This is a genomic window from Pseudomonas sp. AL03, assembly GCF_029960815.1.
GTDB lineage: Bacteria > Pseudomonadota > Gammaproteobacteria > Pseudomonadales > Pseudomonadaceae > Aquipseudomonas.
Genome location: NZ_JASBRE010000010.1, coordinates 15,148 through 37,619, shown reverse-complemented (window position 1 = coordinate 37,619; position 22,472 = coordinate 15,148). Strand labels below are relative to the sequence as shown.

The window sequence follows — 22,472 nt, the reverse complement described above, 5'->3', positions numbered from 1 at the left end:
CAATTAGAAGCCGTCAGTTAAAAGCGAGTGTGTACGAGCGCCAATCAACGGCGCTCGATCGGCTCGATCACTTGCAACGCGAGGTTGCCTTTGTGCGAACCCATCTTGACCTTGAACGCAGGCACGCCGTTGGCGCGCATGATCATCTCTTCCGGCATCTCGATCGGGATAATATCCCCCGGCTGCATGTGCAGAATGTCCCGCAGGCGCAACTGACGGCGGGCCACCGTGGCACCGATCGGTACGTCAACGTCCAGCACGTCCTGGCGCAAGGCATTGATCCAGCGCTCGTCCTGATCGTCGAGGTCCGACTGGAAGCCGGCGTCGAGCATTTCGCGTACCGGTTCGATCATCGAGTACGGCATGGTCACGTGCAGGTCGCCGCCGCCGCCATCGAGTTCGATGTGGAACGTTGACACCACAATGGCTTCGCTCGGACCGACGATGTTGGCCATGGCCGGGTTCACTTCCGAGTTGATGTACTCGAAATTCACTTCCATGATCGCCTGCCAGGCTTCCTTCAAATCGACGAAGGCCTGCTCCAGCACCATGCGCACCACACGCAGTTCGGTCGGAGTGAATTCACGCCCTTCGATCTTTGCGTGGCGGCCGTCGCCACCGAAGAAGTTGTCCACCAGCTTGAACACCAGTTTGGCGTCGAGGATGAACAGCGCGGTGCCGCGCAACGGTTTGATCTTGACCAGGTTGAGGCTGGTCGGCACGTACAGCGAGTGCACGTATTCGCCGAACTTCATCACCTGCACGCCACCGACGGCAACGTCCGCCGAGCGGCGCAGCATGTTGAACATGCTGATGCGGGTGTAGCGGGCGAAACGCTCGTTGATCATCTCCAGGGTCGGCATGCGTCCACGGACGATGCGATCCTGGCTGGTCAGGTCGTAGCTTTTGACGCTGCCGGGTTCGGCAGCGGTATCGGTCTGCACCAGACCATCGTCGACGCCATGCAACAGCGCATCGATCTCATCCTGGGACAGCAGGTCCTGCACGGCCATGTCGTGTTCCTACTGCAGTACGAAATTAGTGAAGAGCAACTGTTCGATGACCACTTTGCCGAGTTCTTTCTGCGCCACTTCCTGGACGCTGGCCGTGGCTTTCTGACGCAACATTTCCTGGCCGACTGGCGACGCCAGGGTGGCGAAGTCCTGGCCGGAGAACAGCATGACCAGGTTATTGCGGATGACCGGCATGTGGACTTTGAGCGCGTCCAGATCGGCCTGATTGCGCCCCTGCAGGGTGATGCTCACCTGCATGTAGCGCTGACGACCGTTCTGGTTGTAGTTGGCCACGAAGGCCGGAGCCATGGGCTCGAAAATCGCTGGCTGCTTGCCGACCGGGGCGGTTTCTGCCGCGGCGACAGGCTTGCTCTGGGCGCTGTGCATGAAGAACCAGGTTGCCCCCACAGACAAACCAATCGCCAGCAGCAGGGCCACCACGATCACGATGATCAGCTTGAGTTTGCCTTTGGTTGCGGGGTCTTTTACTGCTGCTTCGCTCTTCGCCATGCCAATAATCCGTCACTATTCGGGTTTTCACAGTCGCACGGCAAGGCAAGAGCAAGTGTTATGCCAGAAGTGTCTGAGGGAAAACTGGAAGGACAGTTTGATCGTTCCCACGCTCTGCGTGGGAATGCAGCCCGTGACGCTCCGCGTCACATGCAAGAGCGGACGCGGAGCGTCCATTGAGGCATTCCCACGCAGAGCGCGGGAACGATCGGAGAGAAATCAGGCGTAGTAGTCGACTGCGCTCGAGCCGATCACGCTGGTGGTGCTGGCCGCAACTTCGGCAACGCTAACCGCAAGCTCGTCGTCCATGGAATCGAGGCGACCACCGCTGGCGTTGGTGCGCCCGCCCTGGCCTTGGCCCTGTTGAGCCTGATCCTGCCCCTGACCTTGCCAGCCACGGGACTGGTCGGACACGTTGACGTCGACCTGGCCCATGCCCTGCTGCGCAAACATGTCACGCAAGCGATGCATTTGCCCGTCCAGCGCTTCGCGTACGCCTGGATGGGCGCTCATGAAAGTCACCTGAGTCTGCTGATCCGGAACCATGTTCACCCGAATGTCCAGGCGTCCCAGTTCGGCCGGTTGCAACTGGATGTCGGCCGCCTTGAGATTGGCACTGGACAGGTACATGACCCGGTTCACCACTTCTTCGGTCCAGCCGCTCTGGTGCATGGCGATCGGCTGGTTCACCGGCAAGGCATTGGCAGTTTTCGGCGTGGCCGCCTGGGTCAGCGCCGCCAGACGGTTGGCGAAATCGTCGACCCGGGTATCGCTGGTCGCGGACTTCAGGTCCTTGAGACCGTCATCGATAAGACCGCTGAAGGCCTTGTCGCCGCCCTGGCCAGTGCTGTCCTTGTCGGCTTGCACGTCGAGCATGCTCGCCATGCCCGCGGCAAAGTTCTGCGCCGAGGTCGATTCGCCGTCGGCCTGAGCCTGGGTCGAGGTCGGTGTCGCTTTCGGCTGAGCCTGACTGGAAGCGGAAACGTGACCGCTCTGCTCCATGGCCATGCGCACGGCTGGCAGCGCGTCGAGGGGATCGGCTTCGGGGTCGAAATCGGTGTCAGTGGTTGCGGCGGGAAAGATTGCCGCTGTAACGGCCGCAACAATCGGCGCTTCGACCTGCGCGGCGACTACCACTGGCGCAGTCGTCGGCGCTGGTGCTGCCGGCTGGGCTGCCTGCATCAAAGCAGGATCGAGAGTCGGGTCAACAGGCGCGGCATCGGCGACCGACGTTTCAGCGGAATCCGAGGCTTGATCGCTGGCAGCCTTGTCGTCAGTCGGCGCCGGTTTATCGGCGGGCAAGGATTTGCCGCTATCGGCAACCGCGGGTTCCGGGGCGGCAGATTTGTCGTTGTCGACGTCCTTCTTTCCAAGGCTGTCCGGGGTTTTATCGCGTACCGGCTTTGCCGATCCGTCAGACACGGCAGAGGGCTTGTTCTGGGCTTGATTGGCGTAGACCTGAGCGAAGCTGGACGCCTTGTCCCCAGGCTCAGCGGCCAGCGCCGGTGTATTGGCGGAAGCGGCTTGAGTCTTGGCCTGCGCGGCGGCCTGAAGCAGCATATTGGGGGTAACGGGCATGGAACAGTCTCCGCTGCACTGGGATCGTAGGTACAGTTGACGGAGATTATTGCAAAGGTCGCGCCAGGTTTTAGTGCCCGGTGCTAAAAGCGCCGGGCGGTCGTCTCAGTCAGCAAGAGAGCGCTGGCGCTCGGCTTCATAGAGCGGTCGAACAATGGCAAATTCGCCATCAATTTCGCCCACCAATTTTTCAATGCCGGCGAGGCTTTTTTGCTTGGCGCGTTGTTCCAGCTCATTGCACAACTCAGCCAGGCGAATGGCGCCCATGTTGCTGCTACTGCCTTTGAAACTATGGGCAGCATTCATGAGTTGCGCGGCATCTTCGGCGTTATGCAAGATGCACAAACGCTCTTCGGAATCGGCGATGAAGGTATCCAGCAACGCCGGATACTGATCCTCCATGACCTCTTGCAACGCGTTCAGCACGTCGCGGTCCAGGTGTGTGTCAGCCACTTGCTCACTCCTTGATCAAGAATGCGTGGATTATGCCAGAGCCTCCCAGAAAAATTCCACGCGGGCACTTCGACCCTCATCGGACCAACTCGCGTTGTGGCCCAATTGACGGATCAGACTGACACCACGTCCCGACAGACGGACGCCATCGACGGGCTGCTCCATCACTCGAGCGACATCGAAACCCTTGCCACTGTCTTCGACCCGAACCGTCAGGCAGCCGCCCTCGCCCCTCGGGACAACCTGCAAATGCACCCGCACGAAGCCGTCCTGCAAGTCGTCCAGGCGCGTTTTGCGCTGTTGATAATAACGGGTAAAGCCCGCGGCATCGCGCTTGAGCGCCGAATCCAGCCCCAGCACGCCATGCTCCAGGGCATTGGAATACAGTTCGGCCAAAACACTGTAGAGCGCCCCGCTCTGAGCCCGCAGACCGTGGACCTCAAGCAGCAATTGCAGAAGATACGGCAGTGGATTGAAACGTCTGAGCGTGGCGGCGCGAAACTCGAAACTCACTGACCAGTCCAGCGGGCAAGACTGACCACTGTCGGAATACACCAGCGCCGGCGGGCTCAGTTGCGCGGCGTCCAGCAGACTGACCTCGACCATGCTCACGTCATCGCGTGCCTCGCCGCGAAAGTCCCGCAACGCCTGCTCGATCTTTTCGAACAACTCATCAGGCTGATGATTGGCCGCAAACACCTGCTGCAGTCGCTCCACACCAAACAGTTGTTCGTTGGCATCACAGGTATCGATCACCCCGTCGGACAACAGGAAGACCCGATCCCCGACCGCCATGGGAAACACCTCGGTGCGGTCATCAAACGATTGTGGGTTCAGTACGCCGAGCGGCAAATGCCGAGCCTTCAGCGCCGTGCGCTCACCACTGGCGATGCTGTGCAGGTACCCGTCCGGCATCCCGCCGTTCCAGACCTCCACCGAACGTCGCTGAAAACTCAGGCACAGCAGCGTTGCACAACAGAACATGTCCACCGGCAGGATGCGCTTGAGCTTGGCATTCATCTCGCGCAAGGTTTCGGACAGGCCATAACCCTTGGCAGTCATGCCGTAAAAGACTTCGGCCAGGGGCATCGCACCGACCGCGGCCGGCAAACCATGGCCGGTGAAATCACCGAGCAGCACATGCATGTCACCGGCCGGGGTAAACGCAGCCAGCAGCAGATCGCCGTTGAACAGCGCATAGGGCGATTGCAGGTAGCGGATATTGGGTGCATTCAGGCAGCCGGAGTGAGCCACCTTGTCGAATACGGCCTTGGCCACTCGCTGCTCGTTGAGCAGGTAGTGGTGGTGCCTGACGATCTGGTCACGCTGCTGCAACACCGTGGCCTGCAACCGCCGCAAGCGATCCATCGCCTTGATCTTGGCGGCGAGGATCACCTGGTTGTAGGGCTTTGCCAGAAAGTCGTCACCCCCGGCCTCCAGACAGCGCGCCAGCGCTTCGCTTTCGGTCAGCGAGGTGAGGAAGATGATCGGCACCAGGGTTTCCCCTGCCAACACCTTGATCTGCCGCGCCGCCTCGAAACCGTCCATCACCGGCATCATCGCGTCCATGAGCACCAGTTGCGGCCGTTGCTGGCGAAACGCGTCAACGGCTTCGGCACCATTGGCGGCCGTCAGCACCTCATGGCCCTGGCGACGGACGATGGTCGACAGCAGCATGCGATCGGCCGCGCTGTCTTCAGCGATCAGGATCGTCAGCGGCTCGAACAAGGACTGCATGGCGGTCACGCCACGTCGAAGATTTGTTCGAAGTTGGAGATGGCGAGAATCTTGCGCACATCTGCATTGGCGTTGGTCAACGTGATCTCGGCATTCTCGCCACCGGCGTGATCACGCAATAGCAACAACATGCCGAGCGCTGAGCTGTCGAGGTAGGTGGCGTCCTTCAAGTTCACTTCGAAGGAGTCGGGTTTTGGCTCAAGATTCTCATAGGACTCACGAAACTCCTGATGCTTGGCAAAATCGAATCGTCCCTTGATCGAAATCGTCAGTTTTTGCCCACCTTGAGATACTTCTGTAACAACTGACATTGAACGGCTTCCTTGTCATGGGTGAACTTACGTGTACAAGGTTTAGCACTTGGCGGGGGCGGGAGCAAGGCACGAAATTGTTGAGCGCTGCCTGATCAGTAAGGATCCTGACGCGGTAACCGCTGGGACAACTCATCCAGCAGCTTTTGCTCGCGCCGGTCCTCCAGCCGCCGTGCCTCATCCATATAGCGCGACACCAGTTTGCGCAAGCCTTCGACCCGGGCATACGCCTGTTGCCAGCTTTCGCGCGCCTTGTTCAGATTATTTTGATGCCACACGAGGCTTTGTCGCTGCTGGTCGATGGCGGTACCCAGTTGCGCAAGGAAGCCTTGATAACCCAGCAGCCATTGGCCCGACACGCCACTGCTGCCGCGCACGATCCATTGCTCCTGATAGTCGAGGCGAAAGGCTTCGAGGTCGGCGAGTTTGCTTTCTGCCAGGCGGACCTGCCCCTGGAAGTGCCCCAGGCGCTGGACCGCGGTTTTCTCGACCTTTTCAGCCATTTCGACCACGGGGGCCAGGCGCGAGGCTCGGCTCTGGGCCATGGTCGGTTACCCGCTGGCCGCGGGGGCGAAGATCGAGCCGAGATAGGCTTCGCTTTCGCCCAGGCTGATACTGTCGTTCAGGCCCTGGCGCAGGTATTTGACCAGCTGCGGTTGCAGGGAGATTGCCAGATCGGTTTCCCGATCACCACCCGCAACGTAGGCGCCGACGCTGATCAGGTCTCGACTCTGTTGATAACGCGACCACAGCTGCTTGAAATACTGAGCGCGAGTCATGTGCTCCGGCGATACCACCGACGGCATGACGCGGCTGATGGACGCTTCGATATCGATGGCCGGGTAATGACCTTCCTCGGCCAGGCGCCGGGACAGCACAATGTGCCCATCGAGCACGCCTCGCGCGGCGTCGGCAATCGGATCCTGCTGGTCATCGCCTTCGGACAATACGGTGTAGAACGCGGTGATCGAACCGCCGCCCTTCTCGGCATTACCGGCCCGCTCAACCAGTTTCGGCAGCTTGGCGAACACCGATGGCGGATAACCCTTGGTCGCTGGCGGCTCGCCGATGGCCAGGGCGATTTCTCGCTGGGCCTGGGCGAATCGGGTCAGGGAATCCATGAGCAACAGGACGTTCTTGCCCTTGTCGCGGAAATACTCGGCAATTCGCGTGCAGTACATGGCCGCGCGCAGACGCATCAGTGGCGCATCGTCCGCCGGGGACGCCACGACGACAGAGCGCTTGAGCCCTTCTTCACCGAGGATGTGCTCGATGAACTCTTTAACTTCACGACCCCGCTCACCGATCAACCCGACGACGATGATGTCGGCCTCGGTGAAGCGGGTCATCATGCCCAGCAGCACACTCTTACCCACGCCGGTACCGGCGAACAAGCCGAGTCGCTGACCACGGCCGACTGTCAACAAACCGTTGATGCTGCGAATGCCCACGTCCAGCGGCTCACTGATGGGTTCGCGCTTGAGCGGGTTGATGGTCGGGCCGTCCATCGGCACCCAATCTTCGGCCTTCATCCCGCCCTTGCCGTCCAGCGCGCGACCGGCGCCATCGAGCACCCGCCCGAGCATGCTCATGCCCATCGGCAGACGACCGGTATCAGCCAGAGGCACCACACGGGCACCGGGAGCGATGCCGGCCACGCTGCCGACCGGCATCAGAAACACCTTGCTGCCGGAGAAACCCATGACTTCGGCTTCGACCTGTACCGGGTGATAACTGTCGTCATTGATGACCATGCAGCGGCTGCCCATGGCGGCGCGCAAGCCTTCGGCTTCGAGGGTCAAGCCGACCATGCGCAGCAAGCGGCCCTCAAGGATCGGCGCGCCTTCCAGCTCCGTGGCCTCGGCGTAGCTGCCGAGACGCTTGGCGAAGCTGGTGCGATCAAGGCGCATCAGGGTCGTCCAGTTCGGGTTCGACCGGCGCGATCGCGGGTTTGTCGCTGATCGGCAGTTCCAGACTCAGATCCGCCGCGGCCGGGTGCAAGGCCTGTTCGTGCAACTGATCGAACAGCTTGTCCATGACCCGCGCAACGCGGGTTTCGACCGTGGCGTCGATACGACTGTGTTCAGTCTCGACCCGGCAACCGCCGGGCAACAACGCCTCGTCCTCGACGATGCGCCAGGTTTCTTCATGGCGTTCGCGCAGGGCTTTGACCTGTTCGAAATCTTGCGGATTGATGTACAGCCGCACATTGCCCACGCCCAGCGGCAAGAGCTTGAGAGCCTCGCGCATGACGTGTTCGATCTGCGTCGAGTCGATGGCCAGTTCGCGCTGAATCACCTGTTTGGTGATGTGCTGCACAAGGTCGACCAGGGACTTTTCGATCAGGGTGTCCTGTTCGGCAATGGGCTCGAACAGATGCCCCATCAGTTGCTCCAGAGCAGCAATCTTGGCGGCCAGCGCCACTTCGGCTTCCTGACGAACCTTGAGCGTGGTGCTGTGAAAACCTTCTTTCTCACCCGTGGCGAAGCCTTCGTTGTAGGCCTCCTGGCGAATGCTTTCGAGCTCTTCGAGGGTCAGTGGCTGGACTTCTTCCAGCGGCACTTCTTCCATTTCCGGAGGCTCAGGCTCAGGTTCAGGCTCGGGCTCCGGCACAAAAGGGTCGAAACTGGGCAGCGACCAGACGTCGAAACCACCGACGTCCTTGCCACGGATCAGGTCGGTGTTGGACTCATCATGTTTGGACGACATAGTGACCTTAGATCATCTCTTCGCCGCCCTTCCCGCCGAGAACGATTTCTCCGGCTTCGGCCATACGGCGGGCAATGGTGAGGATTTCTTTCTGCGCGGTTTCCACGTCGCTGACACGCACCGGGCCTTTGGCCTCGAGGTCGTCGCGCAACAGTTCGGCCGCCCGTTTGGACATGTTCTTGAAGATCTTCTCTTTGACGCCTTCGTCCGAACCTTTGAGGGCCAGCACCAGCACATCGGAGGACACTTCGCGCAGCAGCGCCTGAATCCCGCGGTCGTCGACATCGGACAGGTTGTTGAACACGAACATGAGGTCTTCGATCTGACCGGACAGGTCTTCGTCGACTTCGCGGATCGAGTCCATCAGCTGACCTTCGATCGAGCTGTCGAGGAAGTTCATGATATCTGCCGCACGCTTGATGCCACCCAGGGTGGTGCGCGCGGCATTCGAGTTGCCGGAAAACTGCTTCTCGAGAATCTGGTTGAGTTCTTTCAGGGCCGCAGGCTGCACAGTGTTCAGCGAGGAAACCCGCAGAATGATGTCCAGACGCACTTTATGGTCAAAGTTACCCAGCACTTCACCGGCCTGGTCCGGATCGAGGTACGCCACGACGATCGCCTGGATCTGCGGGTGCTCGTAACGGATCACGTCGGCGACGGCGCGCGGCTCCATCCACTTCAGGCTGTCGAGGCCGCTGGTGTTGCCGCCCAGCAGGATACGGTCGATCAGGCCGTTGGCCTTGTCTTCGCCCAGTGCCTGAGTGAGCATTTTGCGCACGTAGTCGTCGGAGCCGACGCCGAGGCTGGTCTGGTCGCCGACGATGTCGACGAACTCACTCATCACCTGCTCGACCTGCTCGCGGTGCACGTTACCCATTTGTGCCATGGCCACACCCACACGCTGGACCTCTTTGGGCCCCATGTGGCGCAGCACCTGGGCGGCGTCGGTTGAACCCAGGGACAGCAGCAGAATCGCGGCTTTGTCGACCTTGCTCAGTTTGGCGGCAACGGCTCGGTTATCACTCATCTGCGTTAATCCACTCTTTCACGACCTGGGCCACGCGACCCGGATCTTCTGCCACCAGACTCTTGATTGCGTTCAACTGTGCGTCATAGCCTTCGCTCGGGCTCGGCAGCAGGATGCTGGTCGGGCCACCGAGGCTGACGCGGTCGTTGGCCAGTTCGCCGTCCAGACCGCCCATGCCACCCAGTTCGACGTCGCTACCCAAGCCAGCTAGCTGTTTGCCTTTACCGCCACCGGTGATGTTGTTGAGCACCGGACGCAGCACACCGAACACCAGCACCAGGATGAACAAGACACCCAGCACTTGTTTGACGATGTCCCAGAACCATGGCTGGGAGTAGAACGCAATATCGGCAATCACTTCACCGCGCTCGGCGGAGAACGGCATGTTGATCACGCTGACGCTGTCGCCACGGCTGGCGTCGAAGCCGACGGCGTCCTGTACCAGGCGAGTGAAGCGCGCCAATTCATCGGCGCTCCACGGTGCACGGGTGGTTTCGCCGTTGGCCGCGTTGATCTTGACCTGGTCATCCACCACCACAGACACCGACAGGCGATTCAAACGGCCCTGCTGTTGTTTGGTGTGGCTGATGGAGCGGTCGAGCTCGAAGTTCTTGGTGGATTGTTGACGCTTGTCCGCCGGGTACGGTGCGAGCATAGGCTGGCCGGTGGCCGGGTCCATGATTTGCTGACCGTTGGCATCAATCAATGGCTGGCCTGGCTGCACCATGCCGGCCGCCGCGGTAGCGCCACCGGTGGTTTGCGGCGCGGAGGCTGGCGCTGGTGGCTGGTTGCTCAAAGCACCCGGCACGCCTTGCGGACCATTGCTGGCGGTGCGTTGCTCATTGACCGACTGCTCGCTGCGCAAGGCCGGTTGATCCGGGTTGAACTGCTCGGAGGTCGACTCGACAGCACTGAAATCCACGTCGGCCGAGACTTCGGCTTTATAGCGATCGTTGCCCAGCACCGGTTGCAGGATGTTGTGCACGCGCTGAGTCAGCATGCTTTCCATGCGACGGCTGTAATCGAATTGCTTGCCGGCCATGGTCAGTTCGGAGTTCTCCGCCTGATCGGAGAGCAAGGTGCCCTTCTGATCGACGACGGTGATCTGGGATTTGCTGAGTTCGGGAACGCTGGTAGCCACCAGGTTGATGATCGCCAGCACCTGGCCAGGCTCCAGCGAGCGGCCGGAGTACAGCTCCACCAGAACCGAAGCGCTCGGCTTGCGCTCGTCGCGCACGAACACCGAGCTTTTCGGAATCGCCAGGTGCACGCGGGCACCCTTGACGTTGTTCAAACTGGAGATGGTGCGGGCCAGTTCGCCTTCGAGACCGCGACGATATCGGGTCGCCTCCATGAACTGGCTGGTACCCAGGCCCTGGTCCTTGTCGAGAATTTCAAAACCGATGTTGCCGTCGCTGGGAGTGACACCAGCGCCCGCGAGTTTGATTCGCGCACGGGACAGGTCATCGGCCTTGACCAGCAAGGCACCGGAATTTGGTTCAACGGTATAGGGAATGTCGGCTGCGGCCAGGGTATCCATGACCTGTTTGGCGTCCATACCGGCAAGGCTGCCGTACAGAGGCCGGTAGTCCGGCTGCTGGGACCACAACACCACGGCAAAGCCAATCGCCACGCTCGCAGCCAGGCCGACCAACAGGCCCACCTGACGCAACATGGTCATCTCGGAGAGGTTTTCCAGGAAGGACAACCCGAACAGCGGCGGTTTGCCGTCTATTGGAGTGGTCTTGGCCGGAACATTATCGGCGACTGCTTCTGCCATGACTCAATTCGTCCTTAAACCGGCATCTGCATGATGTCTTGGTAAGCCTGAACCAGCTTGTTGCGTACTTGCGTCAACGCTTGAAAAGACACGCTGGCCTTCTGCGAGGAAATCATCACGTCCGTCAGGTCGACGCCGCTCTTGCCGATCTCGAAGGCACTGGCCAACTGACTGGACGCCTGTTGGGTGTCGTTCACTTTATTGACGGCCTGACCGAGCATGTCGGCAAAGCTGCTGCCACCCATTTCAGGGACTGCGGCAGTCGATTTCGGCGCAGACATGGCATCCATTTGCATGGAGCGCATGTCCAGCATCAATCGATTAAATTCAATACCTTGGCTCATGGTCTACTCTCTTTGACGAGCTACGTCTTTGGCGACCCGCAATTTTTTGACACTCACTCGGCGGGTAGTGAGGTGTTAGCAACAAGGGTGCCAGCTCCGTGGCCGCTCTAAACAAAAACTGTCCCGGGCTTTGCATGGCTAACGAATCAGGTGGCGAATAAATAAGCTTCCACGTCCATTCCGGCATCACGCATCTGCGCCAGCTTGTAACGCAGGGTGCGCGGACTGATGCCCAAACGCTCGGCGGCCTCTTTGCGACGGCCGCGCTCGGAGCGCAAGGTGTCGATGATCATCTGGAATTCACGGCGACGCAGGTCATCACCCAATGCCCCGGCCGGCACGGGTTCGACCTCCATGGCCCGCACGGACGTCGGCACCAAGGCTGGCAACGGCGCACAGGCGACCGGCCCGGCCAGGCAGAAATCCTGCGGCTGTATCAAACCGCCCTGCTGCAGGATCAGCGCTCGCTGAATCGCGTTATCCAGTTCACGCACATTACCCGGCCACGGATAACCGATCAGGCACGCCTGAGCCTCAGGCGACAGCCTTGCCGCGGCATGCTTCATTTTATTGACGTACTTGGCCAGCAGACGCTCGGCCAGCGGCAGGATGTCGGCGGTGCGCTCGCGCAACGGACGCCAGGCCAGCGGAAACACCGACAGGCGATAGTAAAGGTCTTCACGGAAACGCCCCGCCGCCACTTCCCCTGCCAGGTCACGGTTGGTGGTCGCGACGACTCGAATGTCCAGTGTGATCGGCTTGCGCGCCCCCACCCGCTCGACTTCGCGCTCCTGCAACACGCGCAGCAACTTTGCCTGCAGGCCCAGCGGCATTTCGGAAATTTCGTCGAGCAGGATGGTCCCGCCATCAGCCTGTTCGAACTTACCGGCCTGAGCCGCGATGGCACCGGTGAACGAGCCCTTCTCATGACCGAACAGTGTGGCTTCAAGCATGTTGTCGGGGATGGCTGCGCAGTTGATCGCAATGAACGGCTGACTGGCACGATGAGAGTGCTGATGAATGTAACGCGCCAGCACTTCTTTACCGGTCCCGGACTCGCCGGAGATCAATACCGTGGAATCACTGCGCGCCACCCGTGCAGCCAGTTCCAGCAATTGCGCACTGGCCGGCTCGAACGCTACAGGTCCCTCGCCCTCGGAAGCGTCGAGGCAGCCCAGCGCATGACGCGCCACCAGATCCAGCAACGCCTTGGGCTCGAACGGTTTGACCAGGTAATCCGCCGCGCCTTGTCGCATCGCATCGACTGCTCGCTCCACGGCGCCGTGAGCCGTCATCAACAACACCGGCAGCTGTGGTTGACGAGCGCGCAGCAATCCGAGCAGTTGATGGCCGTCCATGCCCGGCATGTTGACGTCACTCAGCACCAGATTGAACGCCTCGGAGCCGACCGCTGCCAGCGCCTCTTCCGCCGAACCGACGGCTTTGAAATCGTGCCCGGCGAGCAATAGCGTATCGGCCAATGCTTCGCGTAGCGCGCGGTCATCCTCGACCAGTAAAACCTTGATTGCCATGTCCTTCACTCCGCGCCCTGAGCGCTGGGCTTTTCACCACAAAAAAGCGGCAGGATCACCTGCGCACACGTGCCCCGACCCAGCCGCGAGCGCAGCTGCAATTTTCCCTGATGAGCACGGGCCACAGCCTTGACCACGGTCAGGCCGAGGCCGGTTCCGGTGGTTTTAGTGGTAAAGAAGGGTTCACCCAGGCGCGCCAGTACTTTCGTATCGATGCCGCTACCGCTGTCGCTGACCGATACACGCAGGTTGTTTTCACGGGTGTAGAGATGGACTTTCAAACGGACGTCGCCGGCACTGGCCTGGATGGCGTTCTCGATCAGATTCAGGATAGCCCCGACCAGCGTGTCGCGATTGCACAGCAACTCGCCGGAATGACTGTCGCATTGCCAGCGAATCGGCAGGTCCTGCACATGGGTCAGTGCGGCCGCCTGCAGCGACTGCATCAGCACCTTGGGTGTGACGCGATCGGTCAGCGGCAGCTCACCACGAGCAAACACCAGCATGTCGCGAACCTGATGCTCCAGCTCATGCAGACGCTCTTTCAGGCGGCCGGCAAAACGTTGCTGGGTCTCGACCGGCAACGCCTGCTCGGTCAAATGACTGGCGTAGAGCAAGGCGGCGGACAAGGGTGTACGAATCTGATGAGCCAGCGAGGCGACCATTCGGCCGAGGGACGAGAGTCGCTCGTGGCGGGCCAACTGATCTTGCAGATGACGGGTTTCAGTCAGGTCGTTGAGCAACACCAACTGGCCGGGCTCGGCATCCAGCGAGCGAGTGGAGATCGACAAGCGCCGACCGTCCTTGAGAGAAATTTCATGACCGTCGTCTTCACGGGGCGCAAAGCAGCGGGCAATGACATGACGCCACAGCTCGCCTTCGAGGGGCAGGCCGAGCAGTTCGCAGGCAGCGGGATTGGCTTCGCGCACGATGCCTTGAGCGTCGATGACAATGACGCCGCCGGGCAACAGATCAAGGAGGTTTTGCAACCGGTTGGCCAGGCGTTCTTTTTCCGCCAGTTCTTGCATGCGCTGAGCGCTGACCACCGCCAGCTCACCCTTGAGCTCGGTGACCCGGGCCTCAAGCATGCTGTAAGAGTCGGTCAATTGGCTCGACATTTGGTTGAACAGCGCAAACGCCTGCTCAAGGCCAAGCCGGCTTGCCTGCTCTACAAACGGTTGCCCCGAAGCGTCAGGGACAGGAGACATCTGGGCGGCTTGGGGCATTGTGCTCTCTCGCTTGGCTGACCGTCAGTTAAACGGAACGTTGCGAGGGACGTAGCAATACCCGTGCCTAAAAAAAACCACCTATAAATGAGGGACTTGAAAAACAGGCGTCAATCATCTGCCTGTTCATCACCGTCACGACGGCTCATGCCGTACTTGCGCATCTTCTCCACCAGCGTGGTGCGACGAATACGCAGCCGCTCTGCCGCGCGCGCAACGATGCCATTGGCATCATCCAGCGCTTGCTGAATCAACCCTTGCTCCAGACCACCGAGGTAGTCCTTCAGGTCCAGGCCTTCCGGCGGCAGCAGGGCGCCGGCAGAGAAATCCGGGGTATGACCGTTGATGGCCACCCGCTCTTCGAGATCGCTGCGCAGGCTGTCGACCAACTGCTCGTCTTCATCGTCGACGTAACGGAATTTCTTCGGCAATTCGACCACGCCGATCACTCCGTACGGATGCATGATCGCCATGCGCTCCACCAGGTTGGCGAGTTCGCGAACGTTGCCCGGCCAACCGTGACGGCACAGCGACATGATCGCCGCGGAATTGAAACGGATCGAACCACGCTTCTCGTGCTCCATGCGCGAGATCAACTCGTTCATCAGCAGAGGAATGTCTTCGACACGTTCGCGCAGTGGCGCCATCTCGATCGGGAACACGTTCAGGCGGTAGTACAGGTCTTCGCGGAAGGTGCCGATCTCGATCATGCTTTCGAGATTCTTGTGGGTCGCAGCGATGATGCGAACGTCGACGCTCTGGGTCTTGTTGCTGCCCACCCGCTCGAAGGTGCGCTCCTGCAACACACGCAGCAACTTGACCTGCATCGGCAACGGCATGTCGCCGATTTCGTCGAGGAACAGCGTGCCGCCGTTGGCCAGCTCGAAACGTCCGGCACGGCTGGTGATGGCACCGGTGAACGCACCCTTTTCGTGACCGAACAGTTCGCTTTCCAGCAACTCGGCCGGGATCGCCCCGCAGTTGACCGGAACGAACGGCGCGTCACGACGCTTGGAGTGATAGTGCAGGTTGCGCGCGACCACTTCCTTGCCGGTCCCGGACTCGCCGAGGATCAGCACGCTGGCGTCGGTGTCGGCGACTTGTTGCATCATCTGACGGACGTGCTGAATCGCCCGGCTGGTGCCGACAAGACTGCGAAAAAGATTGGGTTCGCGATGACGACCGCGCTCGCGGGCCTGGTCGTACATCTCACGATAGACCTGGGCACGGTGCAGGGAGTCGAGCAACTTGCTGTAGCTGAGTGGCATTTCGAGGGTCGAAAGCACTCGGCGACGCTGGTCTTCTGGCAAGTCAACGGAAGAATTATCGCCCATTAACAAAACCGGAAGGAACTCATCCCAGGTAGAGAGTGTCTTTAACAAGCCCGTAAGTGCGCCAGGAGCATTGACTGTCCCGATGAGGACACAGATCACTTCACGACTTGACGACAATGAGCCTATAGCCTGCTGCCAGTCATGGCTACCGCAAGGTAAATTTTCTTCGCCAAGAAAATTTAATATCACCGCCAAGTCGCGGCGACGGACGCTATCGTCATCAATCAGCAGAATTTTGGTTTCACGCCACATGCAATTGCAACTTCCCTAGTCAACTCAATGCCCGAAATGAGGGGGCAAGCTAGACGCTTGCAGACACGTTGATGCCTGTAGACGCCTGAAATGTTCAACCAGCCACTAGTTAAGTCAAAAAACCGTGCACAGTCAAATTTATGGCGCACTATGTTTGGATTAACCGGGGATTAATTAACCAAACAGATGGTAAACCTTTGCCGCGTTTTGTGCTTGGTGGATCTGCGACATCTCATCGACTATCGCTTGCCTCTCCCCTGTCGCCGCCTCCAGAAGCTGTTTATACACCCCCAGCAACTCCTCAAGGTTATCGCGCAACGCGGCCTCGTCCCCCGAAGCTTCACTCAAGACATCTTCCATGCAGGAACGGCAAGCCAGGTCCAATTCACCAATGGCTTCCCAGTTACGCTCAGCCAAAGCACCGACCAGGCCATCACGGGCTTGTTCGATTCGCTGCAATACAAGACTCATGGTGATCTCCTTAAAACTGCGGACCTGGCGCGGCGATAGCATCCCAGCCGTCTTTGACGGTGCGAAGCAGATCGGCGACTTCGTCGAGAATCTTTGGATCGGTTTTGACGTTGGCTTCTGTCAGACGCTTCATCATGTAGGTGTACAGCTTGTCCAGCTCACCCACAGACTCAATAGAGTTTTCCAGGTCCAGGCCCTCACGCAAGCCGCCGATGATCCCGATCGCCTTGCCGATGAAAATGCCTTTGTTGGGGATATCCTTGCGCCCCATGGCACCCTTGGCCTGAGCGATGCGATCCAGACCACCCTCCATGAGCATTTGCACCAGGCGATGGGGGCTGGCTTCGGAAGTCTGGGCCTGAGCGCCAATCTTCTGGTACTGCCGAAGGGCTAACATCGGGTTCATGTTCTACCTCATTTAAACTTTGTGATTCGTATAGCCAGTGTATCGACACGGCGTCAAAAATCTTTAGATCGAAACAAAAAAAGCCCGACAAGCGGAATCCGCTACCGGGCTTTTGGCGCTTACGCGCTACTAGGCGTTTTTCTGTGCGTTCATTGCCTCGAACATCGAGGTAATGTTGCTGGCAGTAGCCTTTAGCTTACCGATCAGGGTGTCCATGGCGATGTACTTCTTGGTCAGCACGTCGGTCAGCGTCGCGATCCGACGATCCAGTGCCGCCTGCTGGCTGGCCAGGTTGGTTTTGACCTTCGCCAGGCTGGTCGAACGCGCATCAAGGATGCCTTCGCTGCCAGTGACGGTATAAGGCGTAATCACCGTATTCATTCGTTCCAGCAGCCCCTTGGCCGCATCACCGGTCGCCGTTGGATCACCCAGGAACAGCTTCTGAACCTCACCACCCAGCTTCTGCGTATCCATAGCTGCAGAGAACTTGGTGCTGGCAAAATCGAGCGCACCGGTTTTCTGGTTGGTGGTAATACCCAACTGTGAAAGTACGGTCAGCTTGTCGCCTGCACCAATACTGGCCAACGGTTCACGGATCGACGCCAGGATGCCCCGAGCCAGCGAGTCACCGGTCAATGCCGCGGCAATGGTTGGCTTGCCATCTTTATCCAGGGAGGGCTTGGTCAGCGTATTGACGCTGCTGACAACCTGGTTGTAAGCATCGACAAAAGCCTGGATCGATTTTTTCAAACCGTCACTGTTCGGCCCGACCGTCACAGTGGATGTTGCCCCACCACCCGCCACCAGATTCAGTGTCAGGCCGGAAATGGCGCCATCCACGGTGTTGGATTTGCTGGTGATCGCCAGTCCGTCAACCGTGAAGCTGGCGTCCACAGCGAGCTCACCGATCGCACCGGCCGAGGCCGCCGTAGGCGTGGCACCCATTTTCTGGCCCGCAGTGATTTCCAGGCCGGCAATACCACTGAGAGTGATATCGGAACCTGCACCAGTAGCAGTGGACCCCATCACCAAACGAGAGCCGAAGGAGTCAGTGACAATGTTGGCACTGAAGCCATTGGCGCCTTGCTGGGTGTTGATCGCATCCCGTACCGATTGCAGGGTGGCGCCGGCGGGAATGTCGACAGGACGGGAAATGCCATTTTGAGTGATATTGAGCGTACCACTCGGAATGGCACTGCTAGGGCCGCCGGCAAACGCGGCAGTCGCCACTTTCGACGAGGTCGCGAGATTGTTGACCTTGATGACATAAGTGCCGTTGACCGCCGAGTTGCTGGCGACAGAAGTCAGCACTTTGGGATCGGAACTCGTGGCGTTGTAACCCAGGAACTGCGGGGTCTTCGTATCACCGAGGTTTTTGATCGCGGTCTGGAAATTCGCGAGGACACTCTTGAGGGTCCCGATACCGGAAATGTGCGAGGTATTGCTGGTCGTCTGTCGATTGATCTGACTCTGCTTGGCCGATTTGTCAGCATCAACCAAGACTTTGACGATAGCAGTGGTGTCAATGCCGGAACCTAACCCCAGACCCGGTTGAATTGGACTTGCCATGTGGAACTCCCTTCAGTGTATCGCCGGCCTTTTGACCATTAAAACGCCCAAAAGAACATAGCAACAAAATTCGTGCCAGCAGTCAGGCCTTAGCGCTGAACAACAGACTGCTTGCATCATTCAAACTATTGGCCAGCTTGAGCACTTCTTCGTTGGGGATTTGGCGAACCACTTCACCCGAGTCGCTGGCAATCACTCTGACAATTACTTTGCCTGAAGGCTCATCAATCGTGAACTCCAGATTGCGCTTGACCGATTGAACGAACTTTTCAATTTCCTGAACGGCCATCTTCAGTTTGTCCTTCTCGGTTACCGCGTCTTTTGACTCATCCTTGACCGTTGCCACTGTGGCAGCATCGGCTCGAGGCTTTTCCGCCGGCTTGTCAGCAACAGTCGTCGCTGGCTTCGCAGCTGGATAAGACAAGTTCAGCTTCACGCTCATATCCATGTCCATCACCTCTTAAACTAAAAAAGCGAGAGAGCGCGCGTGCGCACTCCCCCGCCAAAACTCATCCGGCTATTACTGAAGCAGTTTCAGTACAGCGGATGGCAGTTGGTTGGCCTGAGCCAGAACTGCGGTGGAGGCTTGTTGCAGAGTTTGTTGCTTGGTCAGCTGTGCAGTTTCAGAAGCGAAGTCGGTATCTTGTACGCGGCTCAGTGCAGCACTGGCGTTTTCGTTGATGTTCTGCAGGTTGGAGATGGTGGTGGAGAAACGGTTTTGAGCAGCACCGAGGTCAGCACGAGTGGAGTTAATGTTCGCCAGTGCAACGTCGATGGCCGAGATAGCCGACAGTACTGCTGAGTGGTTGGCTGCGTTGGAAGTACCGGAGATGGTAGTACCGGTCATGCCCAGGGCGCTGGCGTCGAAGCTCGTCGACAGAGTCAGGGTGATCTGGTTGTCGGAAGTAGTACCCGCACCTACCTGGAATTCCATCGCGCCAGCAGTACCGTCGATCAGTGCCTTGCCGTTCAGGTTGGTGGACTGAGCAATACGGGTCAGTTCAGCGATCGACTGTTTGTATTCTTTGTCCAGAGCGGTACGGTCAGCAGTGCCGTTGGAGTCGTTTCGCGATTGCAGTGCGATTTCACGCATACGCTGCAGAATGTTGGTCGATTCTTGCAGAGCGCCTTCAGCGGTCTGAGCGATCGAAACACCGTCGTTGGCGTTTTTGATAGCGATGGTCTGACCACGGATCTGCGAGGTCATACGGGTAGCGATTTGCAGGCCGGCGGCGTCGTCTTTGGCGCTGTTGATTTTCAGGCCGGAAGACAGGCGAGTCATCGAAGTCGAAAGCGCATCAGAGGCCTTGTTCAGGTTTTTCTGAACATTCAGCGACGTAGTGTTGGTATTTACTGTCAAAGCCATGACGAATTCCTCGTTGGTTGGGTACTGCGGCTTCCGGCCCTGGCAACCGCCGGGTATGGCCTAGAGAACCTTCGTAATAGTTATCGTCGCGAACGCAGGTTGCTTTAGGGGATTTTGAAAAAAATTTGCCATCACACTGCCACCCTCAATGAAACAAGGGCCTGGCGGCAATCCAACCCAAAAAAGTGACGTCAGGGAAATGCCGGTAACGGGACAGCGAGGACTCGCCTGTACCGGCAATTGTCAAAAAGCCTTAACCGGCAGCGGCCACTTCCAGCAACTGTGGCAACTCATGATCGAGATAATCAGCCAGCGCCAACCAATCCTGCTCCTCCTGACAGGCAAGCATGTCGGTGAGCAACGCCGTCCAGCGGGATTGGACCTCGACATTCTCACGCCCCATCGCGGATTGCACATCACTGCAGATCTGGACCATCAGCAGCGCAGCTTCGACATCTCGTCCCAGACGGAACAAAACGGAACACTGCCGCGCCTCGGCAACCAGGGAGGATTCAGTCATCGCGTGAGCTCCGGGTGAAACGTTGTGCCGACAATCATCGCCCCTGCCCAACTGCTGTTATAGAAAGCCACCCGAGGATGCCCGGCGATGTACCGCTCCAGCTCGCACAGGTAACTGCGGAAATTGAGCTGCGTCTTGACTCGCTGACCGTGGCCATCGAGGACCCAGTGCCGGGCAGCGCCCACTTGCGGTCCAAGATCACCGTCATTCCAGCCGGCGTGGGTCTTGTTGTTCGGGAAAGCAAAGTCGGCACCGAACAGAGTGATCTGGCTGCCCCCCATGTGTACCGCCAGGTCCACCGCCGGGTGAATCACACTGCCACCGACAAAGAGTTGGGCCTTGGGTAATTGCTGGCGCATGTCCTTATAGACAGGACTGGCGGAATAGGCCACATAACGCTTGCCCTGCCAGCCCCCCAAAACCGCTGGATCGACCATAGGCATGTAGACCAGCGTGATATCGCTCGTGGCGTCGGACGGCAAATGTCGCGTCGAGATGCGCTGATCAATCGTGACCACCACATCCGGTTTGATCCCATGCTCGACAAGCGGTCGGTAGGCTGTATCAACGCAAATGAACAGCGGCCGCCGCGCCTGTTCGCGTACCGTACGCAGCGTGTCGAAGTGCTGTTCCAGGCTCGGCCCGGTGGCAATGACAAACACTTCCCTGCCGGAACAGGTGGCAAACAGCTCGGCAACATCGGCATCGGCGCTAACGCGCTCTACACACGCCTGCAAACGCTCGGCAATTTCCGGATTGTCGGCATCGAATTCGCGATTGTTGAAGGTCAGGTGGGTTTCGCTGATCAGCCGGTCGCGGATTTTGGCGTTGAAGTCGTCCGCCAGCACCAGCTCCGAAGGCAGCGCGAAGTACGGCAACTGGATCTCCGACAGATCGCCGGCGTACAGCAGCACCACTCGCGAGTCGCCGAGCCACGGCTGTTGATCGAGCAGTTGCAGCACCAGGGCAAACACCGCACCGTTCAGAATGTGCACGCACAACCGTTCAAGCCCGGCACGCTCCAGCAATTGCAGCTGCAAATCACCCAGCCCGGTGCCATAGACATGCACCACCGGACTGTCGACGGGCAGGCTGTCGGCCTGAAGCAACGCTTCGCGAGTGCGGTCATGGCGACTGGTCAACTGAATGCCATTGATGCTCAACGTCGAGCCCAGGCCTTCCACCAGATCAGCTTGCAAGACGGCGCTGCTCTCCACCGTCAGTCGATGCCAGACCTTGGGCCAGCGCCGCTGTATCAACTCGCCGTTGCGCTCAAAGAACTCGCTCATTAAGCCTCGCTTTTCATTCAGGCAAAAAAATAGCGCTCAAGGTTACACCTTGAACGCTTTTTTTGTGCCTGGCTTTTGAAAGATCAAGGGCGATAGATAATCGCCGAGCCCCACGACAAACCAACGCCGAAACCGCTCAACGCCACGCGCTTCCAGGTGGAGTCCAGCACATGTTTTTCCAGCAGCAGCGGGATGCTCGACGACACCGTGTTGCCGGTCTCGACCATGTCCTTGATGAACTTCTCCGGCTCGCCTTCGAAGCGTCGCGCCACGGCATCGACAATCGCTGCACTGCCCTGATGGATGCAAAAGGCATCGATATCGTCAGCGGTCAATTGCGAATCGGCCAGCAACTCGTGCAAATGCGCCGGGACTTTAAGCAGCGCAAAATTGAACACCTGACGGCCGTTCATGAAGAACACCCCGTCGGTAACCTTCAGGTGCGGCGCACCGGAACCGTCGGTGCCGAACTTGGCCTTGCCCAATTGCCATGGCGCGTTTTCACCCATCCAGGTCGCGGTGGCGGCATCACCAAACAGCATGGTGGTGTTGCGATCTTCCGGGTCGACGATCTTGGAGTAAGGATCAGCGGTGATCAGCAGGCCATTCTTCAAGCCTGCGGCTTCCATGAAACCCTTGATGGCGTAGATGCCGTAGACGTAGCCGGAGCAGCCCAGGGAAATATCGAACGCGGCCACGGTAGTCGGCAGGCCCAGTTTGTCCTGAACGATAGCTGCGGTGTGCGGCAGGCCTTCTTCGTCGCCGTTCTGGGTGACAACGATCAGCACGTCGATGTCTTCACGTTTCAAGTCGGGATTTTTGGCGAACAGCGCATTGGCTGCTTCGACGCACAGGTCCGAGGTTTCCTGCCCGGCGTCTTTACGCGGCAGGAAGGCCGAACCGATCTTGCCCAGGATGAACTCTTCATCCTTTTCGAATTTTGCACCTTGTGCGTAATTGTCCACGCCGGCTACAGGAACGTAGCTCGCAATGCTTTTTATGCCAATCATTACGGCTTCCCAATAATAAACAGCCCAATACCACC

Annotated in this window: 23 protein-coding genes; all 23 read right to left on the bottom strand. The window is 59.1% G+C overall.

Going from position 1 to position 22,472, the window contains the following annotated elements:
* Positions 1–44: 44 nt before the first annotated feature.
* Positions 45–1,013, bottom strand: a complete 969-nt coding sequence (gene fliM, locus QK293_RS11975) for a flagellar motor switch protein FliM (RefSeq protein WP_282377494.1) — start codon at positions 1,011–1,013, stop codon at positions 45–47.
* 9 nt (positions 1,014–1,022) lie between these two features.
* Positions 1,023–1,523 carry a flagellar basal body-associated protein FliL gene (gene fliL / locus QK293_RS11970; protein ID WP_282377493.1) on the bottom strand — a complete coding sequence of 167 codons (501 nt, stop codon included), beginning with the start codon at positions 1,521–1,523 and terminating at the stop codon, positions 1,023–1,025.
* Positions 1,524–1,742: 219 nt separating this feature from the next.
* Positions 1,743–3,101 (bottom strand): flagellar hook-length control protein FliK, encoded by a 1,359-nt coding sequence (locus QK293_RS11965; protein WP_282377492.1) that lies wholly within the window; start codon positions 3,099–3,101, stop codon positions 1,743–1,745.
* A 105-nt stretch (positions 3,102–3,206) separates the two neighbouring features.
* The gene (locus QK293_RS11960) at positions 3,207–3,554 is read right to left on the bottom strand and encodes an Hpt domain-containing protein (protein ID WP_282377491.1); all 348 of its coding nucleotides are present in this window, start codon (positions 3,552–3,554) and stop codon (positions 3,207–3,209) included.
* A 30-nt stretch (positions 3,555–3,584) separates the two neighbouring features.
* Positions 3,585–5,291, bottom strand: a complete 1,707-nt coding sequence (locus QK293_RS11955) for a fused response regulator/phosphatase (protein WP_282377490.1) — start codon at positions 5,289–5,291, stop codon at positions 3,585–3,587.
* A 5-nt stretch (positions 5,292–5,296) separates the two neighbouring features.
* The gene (locus QK293_RS11950) at positions 5,297–5,602 is read right to left on the bottom strand and encodes an STAS domain-containing protein (RefSeq protein WP_282377489.1); all 306 of its coding nucleotides are present in this window, start codon (positions 5,600–5,602) and stop codon (positions 5,297–5,299) included.
* A 95-nt stretch (positions 5,603–5,697) separates the two neighbouring features.
* On the bottom strand, positions 5,698–6,147 hold the full coding sequence (gene fliJ / locus QK293_RS11945) for a flagellar export protein FliJ (protein ID WP_282377488.1): 450 nt from the start codon (positions 6,145–6,147) through the stop codon (positions 5,698–5,700).
* Between the two features lie 6 nt (positions 6,148–6,153).
* Positions 6,154–7,512 (bottom strand): flagellar protein export ATPase FliI, encoded by a 1,359-nt coding sequence (gene fliI, locus QK293_RS11940; protein WP_282377487.1) that lies wholly within the window; start codon positions 7,510–7,512, stop codon positions 6,154–6,156.
* Positions 7,502–8,311 (bottom strand): flagellar assembly protein FliH, encoded by an 810-nt coding sequence (gene fliH / locus QK293_RS11935; RefSeq protein WP_282377485.1) that lies wholly within the window; start codon positions 8,309–8,311, stop codon positions 7,502–7,504. Before fliH ends, fliI begins: the two co-directional genes overlap by 11 nt.
* 7 nt (positions 8,312–8,318) lie before the next feature.
* Positions 8,319–9,338 carry a flagellar motor switch protein FliG gene (gene fliG / locus QK293_RS11930; RefSeq protein WP_282377484.1) on the bottom strand — a complete coding sequence of 340 codons (1,020 nt, stop codon included), beginning with the start codon at positions 9,336–9,338 and terminating at the stop codon, positions 8,319–8,321.
* Entirely contained in the window at positions 9,331–11,118 is a 1,788-nt protein-coding gene (fliF, locus tag QK293_RS11925) for a flagellar basal-body MS-ring/collar protein FliF (RefSeq protein ID WP_282377483.1), read from the bottom strand. Before fliF ends, fliG begins: the two co-directional genes overlap by 8 nt.
* 14 nt (positions 11,119–11,132) lie before the next feature.
* Positions 11,133–11,462 (bottom strand): flagellar hook-basal body complex protein FliE, encoded by a 330-nt coding sequence (gene fliE / locus QK293_RS11920; protein WP_282377482.1) that lies wholly within the window; start codon positions 11,460–11,462, stop codon positions 11,133–11,135.
* A gap of 146 nt (positions 11,463–11,608) precedes the next feature.
* Positions 11,609–12,994, bottom strand: a complete 1,386-nt coding sequence (gene fleR / locus QK293_RS11915) for a sigma-54-dependent response regulator transcription factor FleR (protein WP_282377481.1) — start codon at positions 12,992–12,994, stop codon at positions 11,609–11,611.
* Between the two features lie 5 nt (positions 12,995–12,999).
* Positions 13,000–14,202: an ATP-binding protein gene (locus tag QK293_RS11910; RefSeq protein ID WP_282377609.1), complete on the bottom strand. Its 1,203-nt coding sequence runs from the start codon at positions 14,200–14,202 to the stop codon at positions 13,000–13,002.
* A 128-nt stretch (positions 14,203–14,330) separates the two neighbouring features.
* Positions 14,331–15,806, bottom strand: coding sequence for a sigma-54 dependent transcriptional regulator (locus QK293_RS11905; protein WP_282377480.1), 1,476 nt, complete (start codon positions 15,804–15,806; stop codon positions 14,331–14,333).
* A gap of 174 nt (positions 15,807–15,980) precedes the next feature.
* Complete coding sequence (locus QK293_RS11900) at positions 15,981–16,277, bottom strand: flagellar protein FliT (protein WP_282377479.1); 297 nt, start codon at positions 16,275–16,277, stop codon at positions 15,981–15,983.
* 10 nt (positions 16,278–16,287) lie between these two features.
* Positions 16,288–16,683 (bottom strand): flagellar export chaperone FliS, encoded by a 396-nt coding sequence (gene fliS / locus QK293_RS11895; protein WP_282377478.1) that lies wholly within the window; start codon positions 16,681–16,683, stop codon positions 16,288–16,290.
* 129 nt (positions 16,684–16,812) lie between these two features.
* Positions 16,813–18,252, bottom strand: coding sequence for a flagellar filament capping protein FliD (gene fliD / locus QK293_RS11890; protein ID WP_282377476.1), 1,440 nt, complete (start codon positions 18,250–18,252; stop codon positions 16,813–16,815).
* A gap of 82 nt (positions 18,253–18,334) precedes the next feature.
* Entirely contained in the window at positions 18,335–18,700 is a 366-nt protein-coding gene (locus QK293_RS11885; protein ID WP_282377475.1) for a flagellar protein FlaG, read from the bottom strand.
* A 72-nt stretch (positions 18,701–18,772) separates the two neighbouring features.
* On the bottom strand, positions 18,773–19,618 hold the full coding sequence (locus tag QK293_RS11880; protein ID WP_282377474.1) for a flagellin domain-containing protein: 846 nt from the start codon (positions 19,616–19,618) through the stop codon (positions 18,773–18,775).
* Between the two features lie 253 nt (positions 19,619–19,871).
* Positions 19,872–20,138, bottom strand: a complete 267-nt coding sequence (locus tag QK293_RS11875; protein ID WP_282377473.1) for a hypothetical protein — start codon at positions 20,136–20,138, stop codon at positions 19,872–19,874.
* On the bottom strand, positions 20,135–21,427 hold the full coding sequence (locus QK293_RS11870; protein WP_282377472.1) for a 6-hydroxymethylpterin diphosphokinase MptE-like protein: 1,293 nt from the start codon (positions 21,425–21,427) through the stop codon (positions 20,135–20,137). Before QK293_RS11870 ends, QK293_RS11875 begins: the two co-directional genes overlap by 4 nt.
* Positions 21,428–21,510: 83 nt before the next feature.
* Positions 21,511–22,437, bottom strand: a complete 927-nt coding sequence (locus QK293_RS11865; protein WP_282377471.1) for a ketoacyl-ACP synthase III — start codon at positions 22,435–22,437, stop codon at positions 21,511–21,513.
* Between the last annotated feature and the right edge of the window lie 35 nt (positions 22,438–22,472).

Coding starts and splice junctions, on each gene's coding strand:
- fliD (WP_282377476.1), bottom strand. CDS start 18,252: ATGGCAAGTCCAATTCAACCGGGTCTGGGGTTAGGTTCCGGCATTGAC.
- fliS (WP_282377478.1), bottom strand. CDS start 16,683: ATGAACCCGATGTTAGCCCTTCGGCAGTACCAGAAGATTGGCGCTCAG.
- fliH (WP_282377485.1), bottom strand. CDS start 8,311: ATGTCGTCCAAACATGATGAGTCCAACACCGACCTGATCCGTGGCAAG.
- fliJ (WP_282377488.1), bottom strand. CDS start 6,147: ATGGCCCAGAGCCGAGCCTCGCGCCTGGCCCCCGTGGTCGAAATGGCT.
- QK293_RS11865 (WP_282377471.1), bottom strand. CDS start 22,437: ATGATTGGCATAAAAAGCATTGCGAGCTACGTTCCTGTAGCCGGCGTG.
- QK293_RS11880 (WP_282377474.1), bottom strand. CDS start 19,618: ATGGCTTTGACAGTAAATACCAACACTACGTCGCTGAATGTTCAGAAA.
- fliL (WP_282377493.1), bottom strand. CDS start 1,523: ATGGCGAAGAGCGAAGCAGCAGTAAAAGACCCCGCAACCAAAGGCAAA.
- fliI (WP_282377487.1), bottom strand. CDS start 7,512: ATGCGCCTTGATCGCACCAGCTTCGCCAAGCGTCTCGGCAGCTACGCC.
- fliG (WP_282377484.1), bottom strand. CDS start 9,338: ATGAGTGATAACCGAGCCGTTGCCGCCAAACTGAGCAAGGTCGACAAA.
- QK293_RS11950 (WP_282377489.1), bottom strand. CDS start 5,602: ATGTCAGTTGTTACAGAAGTATCTCAAGGTGGGCAAAAACTGACGATT.
- QK293_RS11965 (WP_282377492.1), bottom strand. CDS start 3,101: ATGCCCGTTACCCCCAATATGCTGCTTCAGGCCGCCGCGCAGGCCAAG.
- fleR (WP_282377481.1), bottom strand. CDS start 12,994: ATGGCAATCAAGGTTTTACTGGTCGAGGATGACCGCGCGCTACGCGAA.
- fliE (WP_282377482.1), bottom strand. CDS start 11,462: ATGAGCCAAGGTATTGAATTTAATCGATTGATGCTGGACATGCGCTCC.
- QK293_RS11905 (WP_282377480.1), bottom strand. CDS start 15,806: ATGTGGCGTGAAACCAAAATTCTGCTGATTGATGACGATAGCGTCCGT.
- QK293_RS11885 (WP_282377475.1), bottom strand. CDS start 18,700: ATGGATATGAGCGTGAAGCTGAACTTGTCTTATCCAGCTGCGAAGCCA.
- fliM (WP_282377494.1), bottom strand. CDS start 1,013: ATGGCCGTGCAGGACCTGCTGTCCCAGGATGAGATCGATGCGCTGTTG.
- QK293_RS11870 (WP_282377472.1), bottom strand. CDS start 21,427: ATGAGCGAGTTCTTTGAGCGCAACGGCGAGTTGATACAGCGGCGCTGG.
- QK293_RS11955 (WP_282377490.1), bottom strand. CDS start 5,291: ATGCAGTCCTTGTTCGAGCCGCTGACGATCCTGATCGCTGAAGACAGC.
- QK293_RS11910 (WP_282377609.1), bottom strand. CDS start 14,202: ATGTCTCCTGTCCCTGACGCTTCGGGGCAACCGTTTGTAGAGCAGGCA.
- QK293_RS11900 (WP_282377479.1), bottom strand. CDS start 16,277: ATGAGTCTTGTATTGCAGCGAATCGAACAAGCCCGTGATGGCCTGGTC.
- fliF (WP_282377483.1), bottom strand. CDS start 11,118: ATGGCAGAAGCAGTCGCCGATAATGTTCCGGCCAAGACCACTCCAATA.
- QK293_RS11875 (WP_282377473.1), bottom strand. CDS start 20,138: ATGACTGAATCCTCCCTGGTTGCCGAGGCGCGGCAGTGTTCCGTTTTG.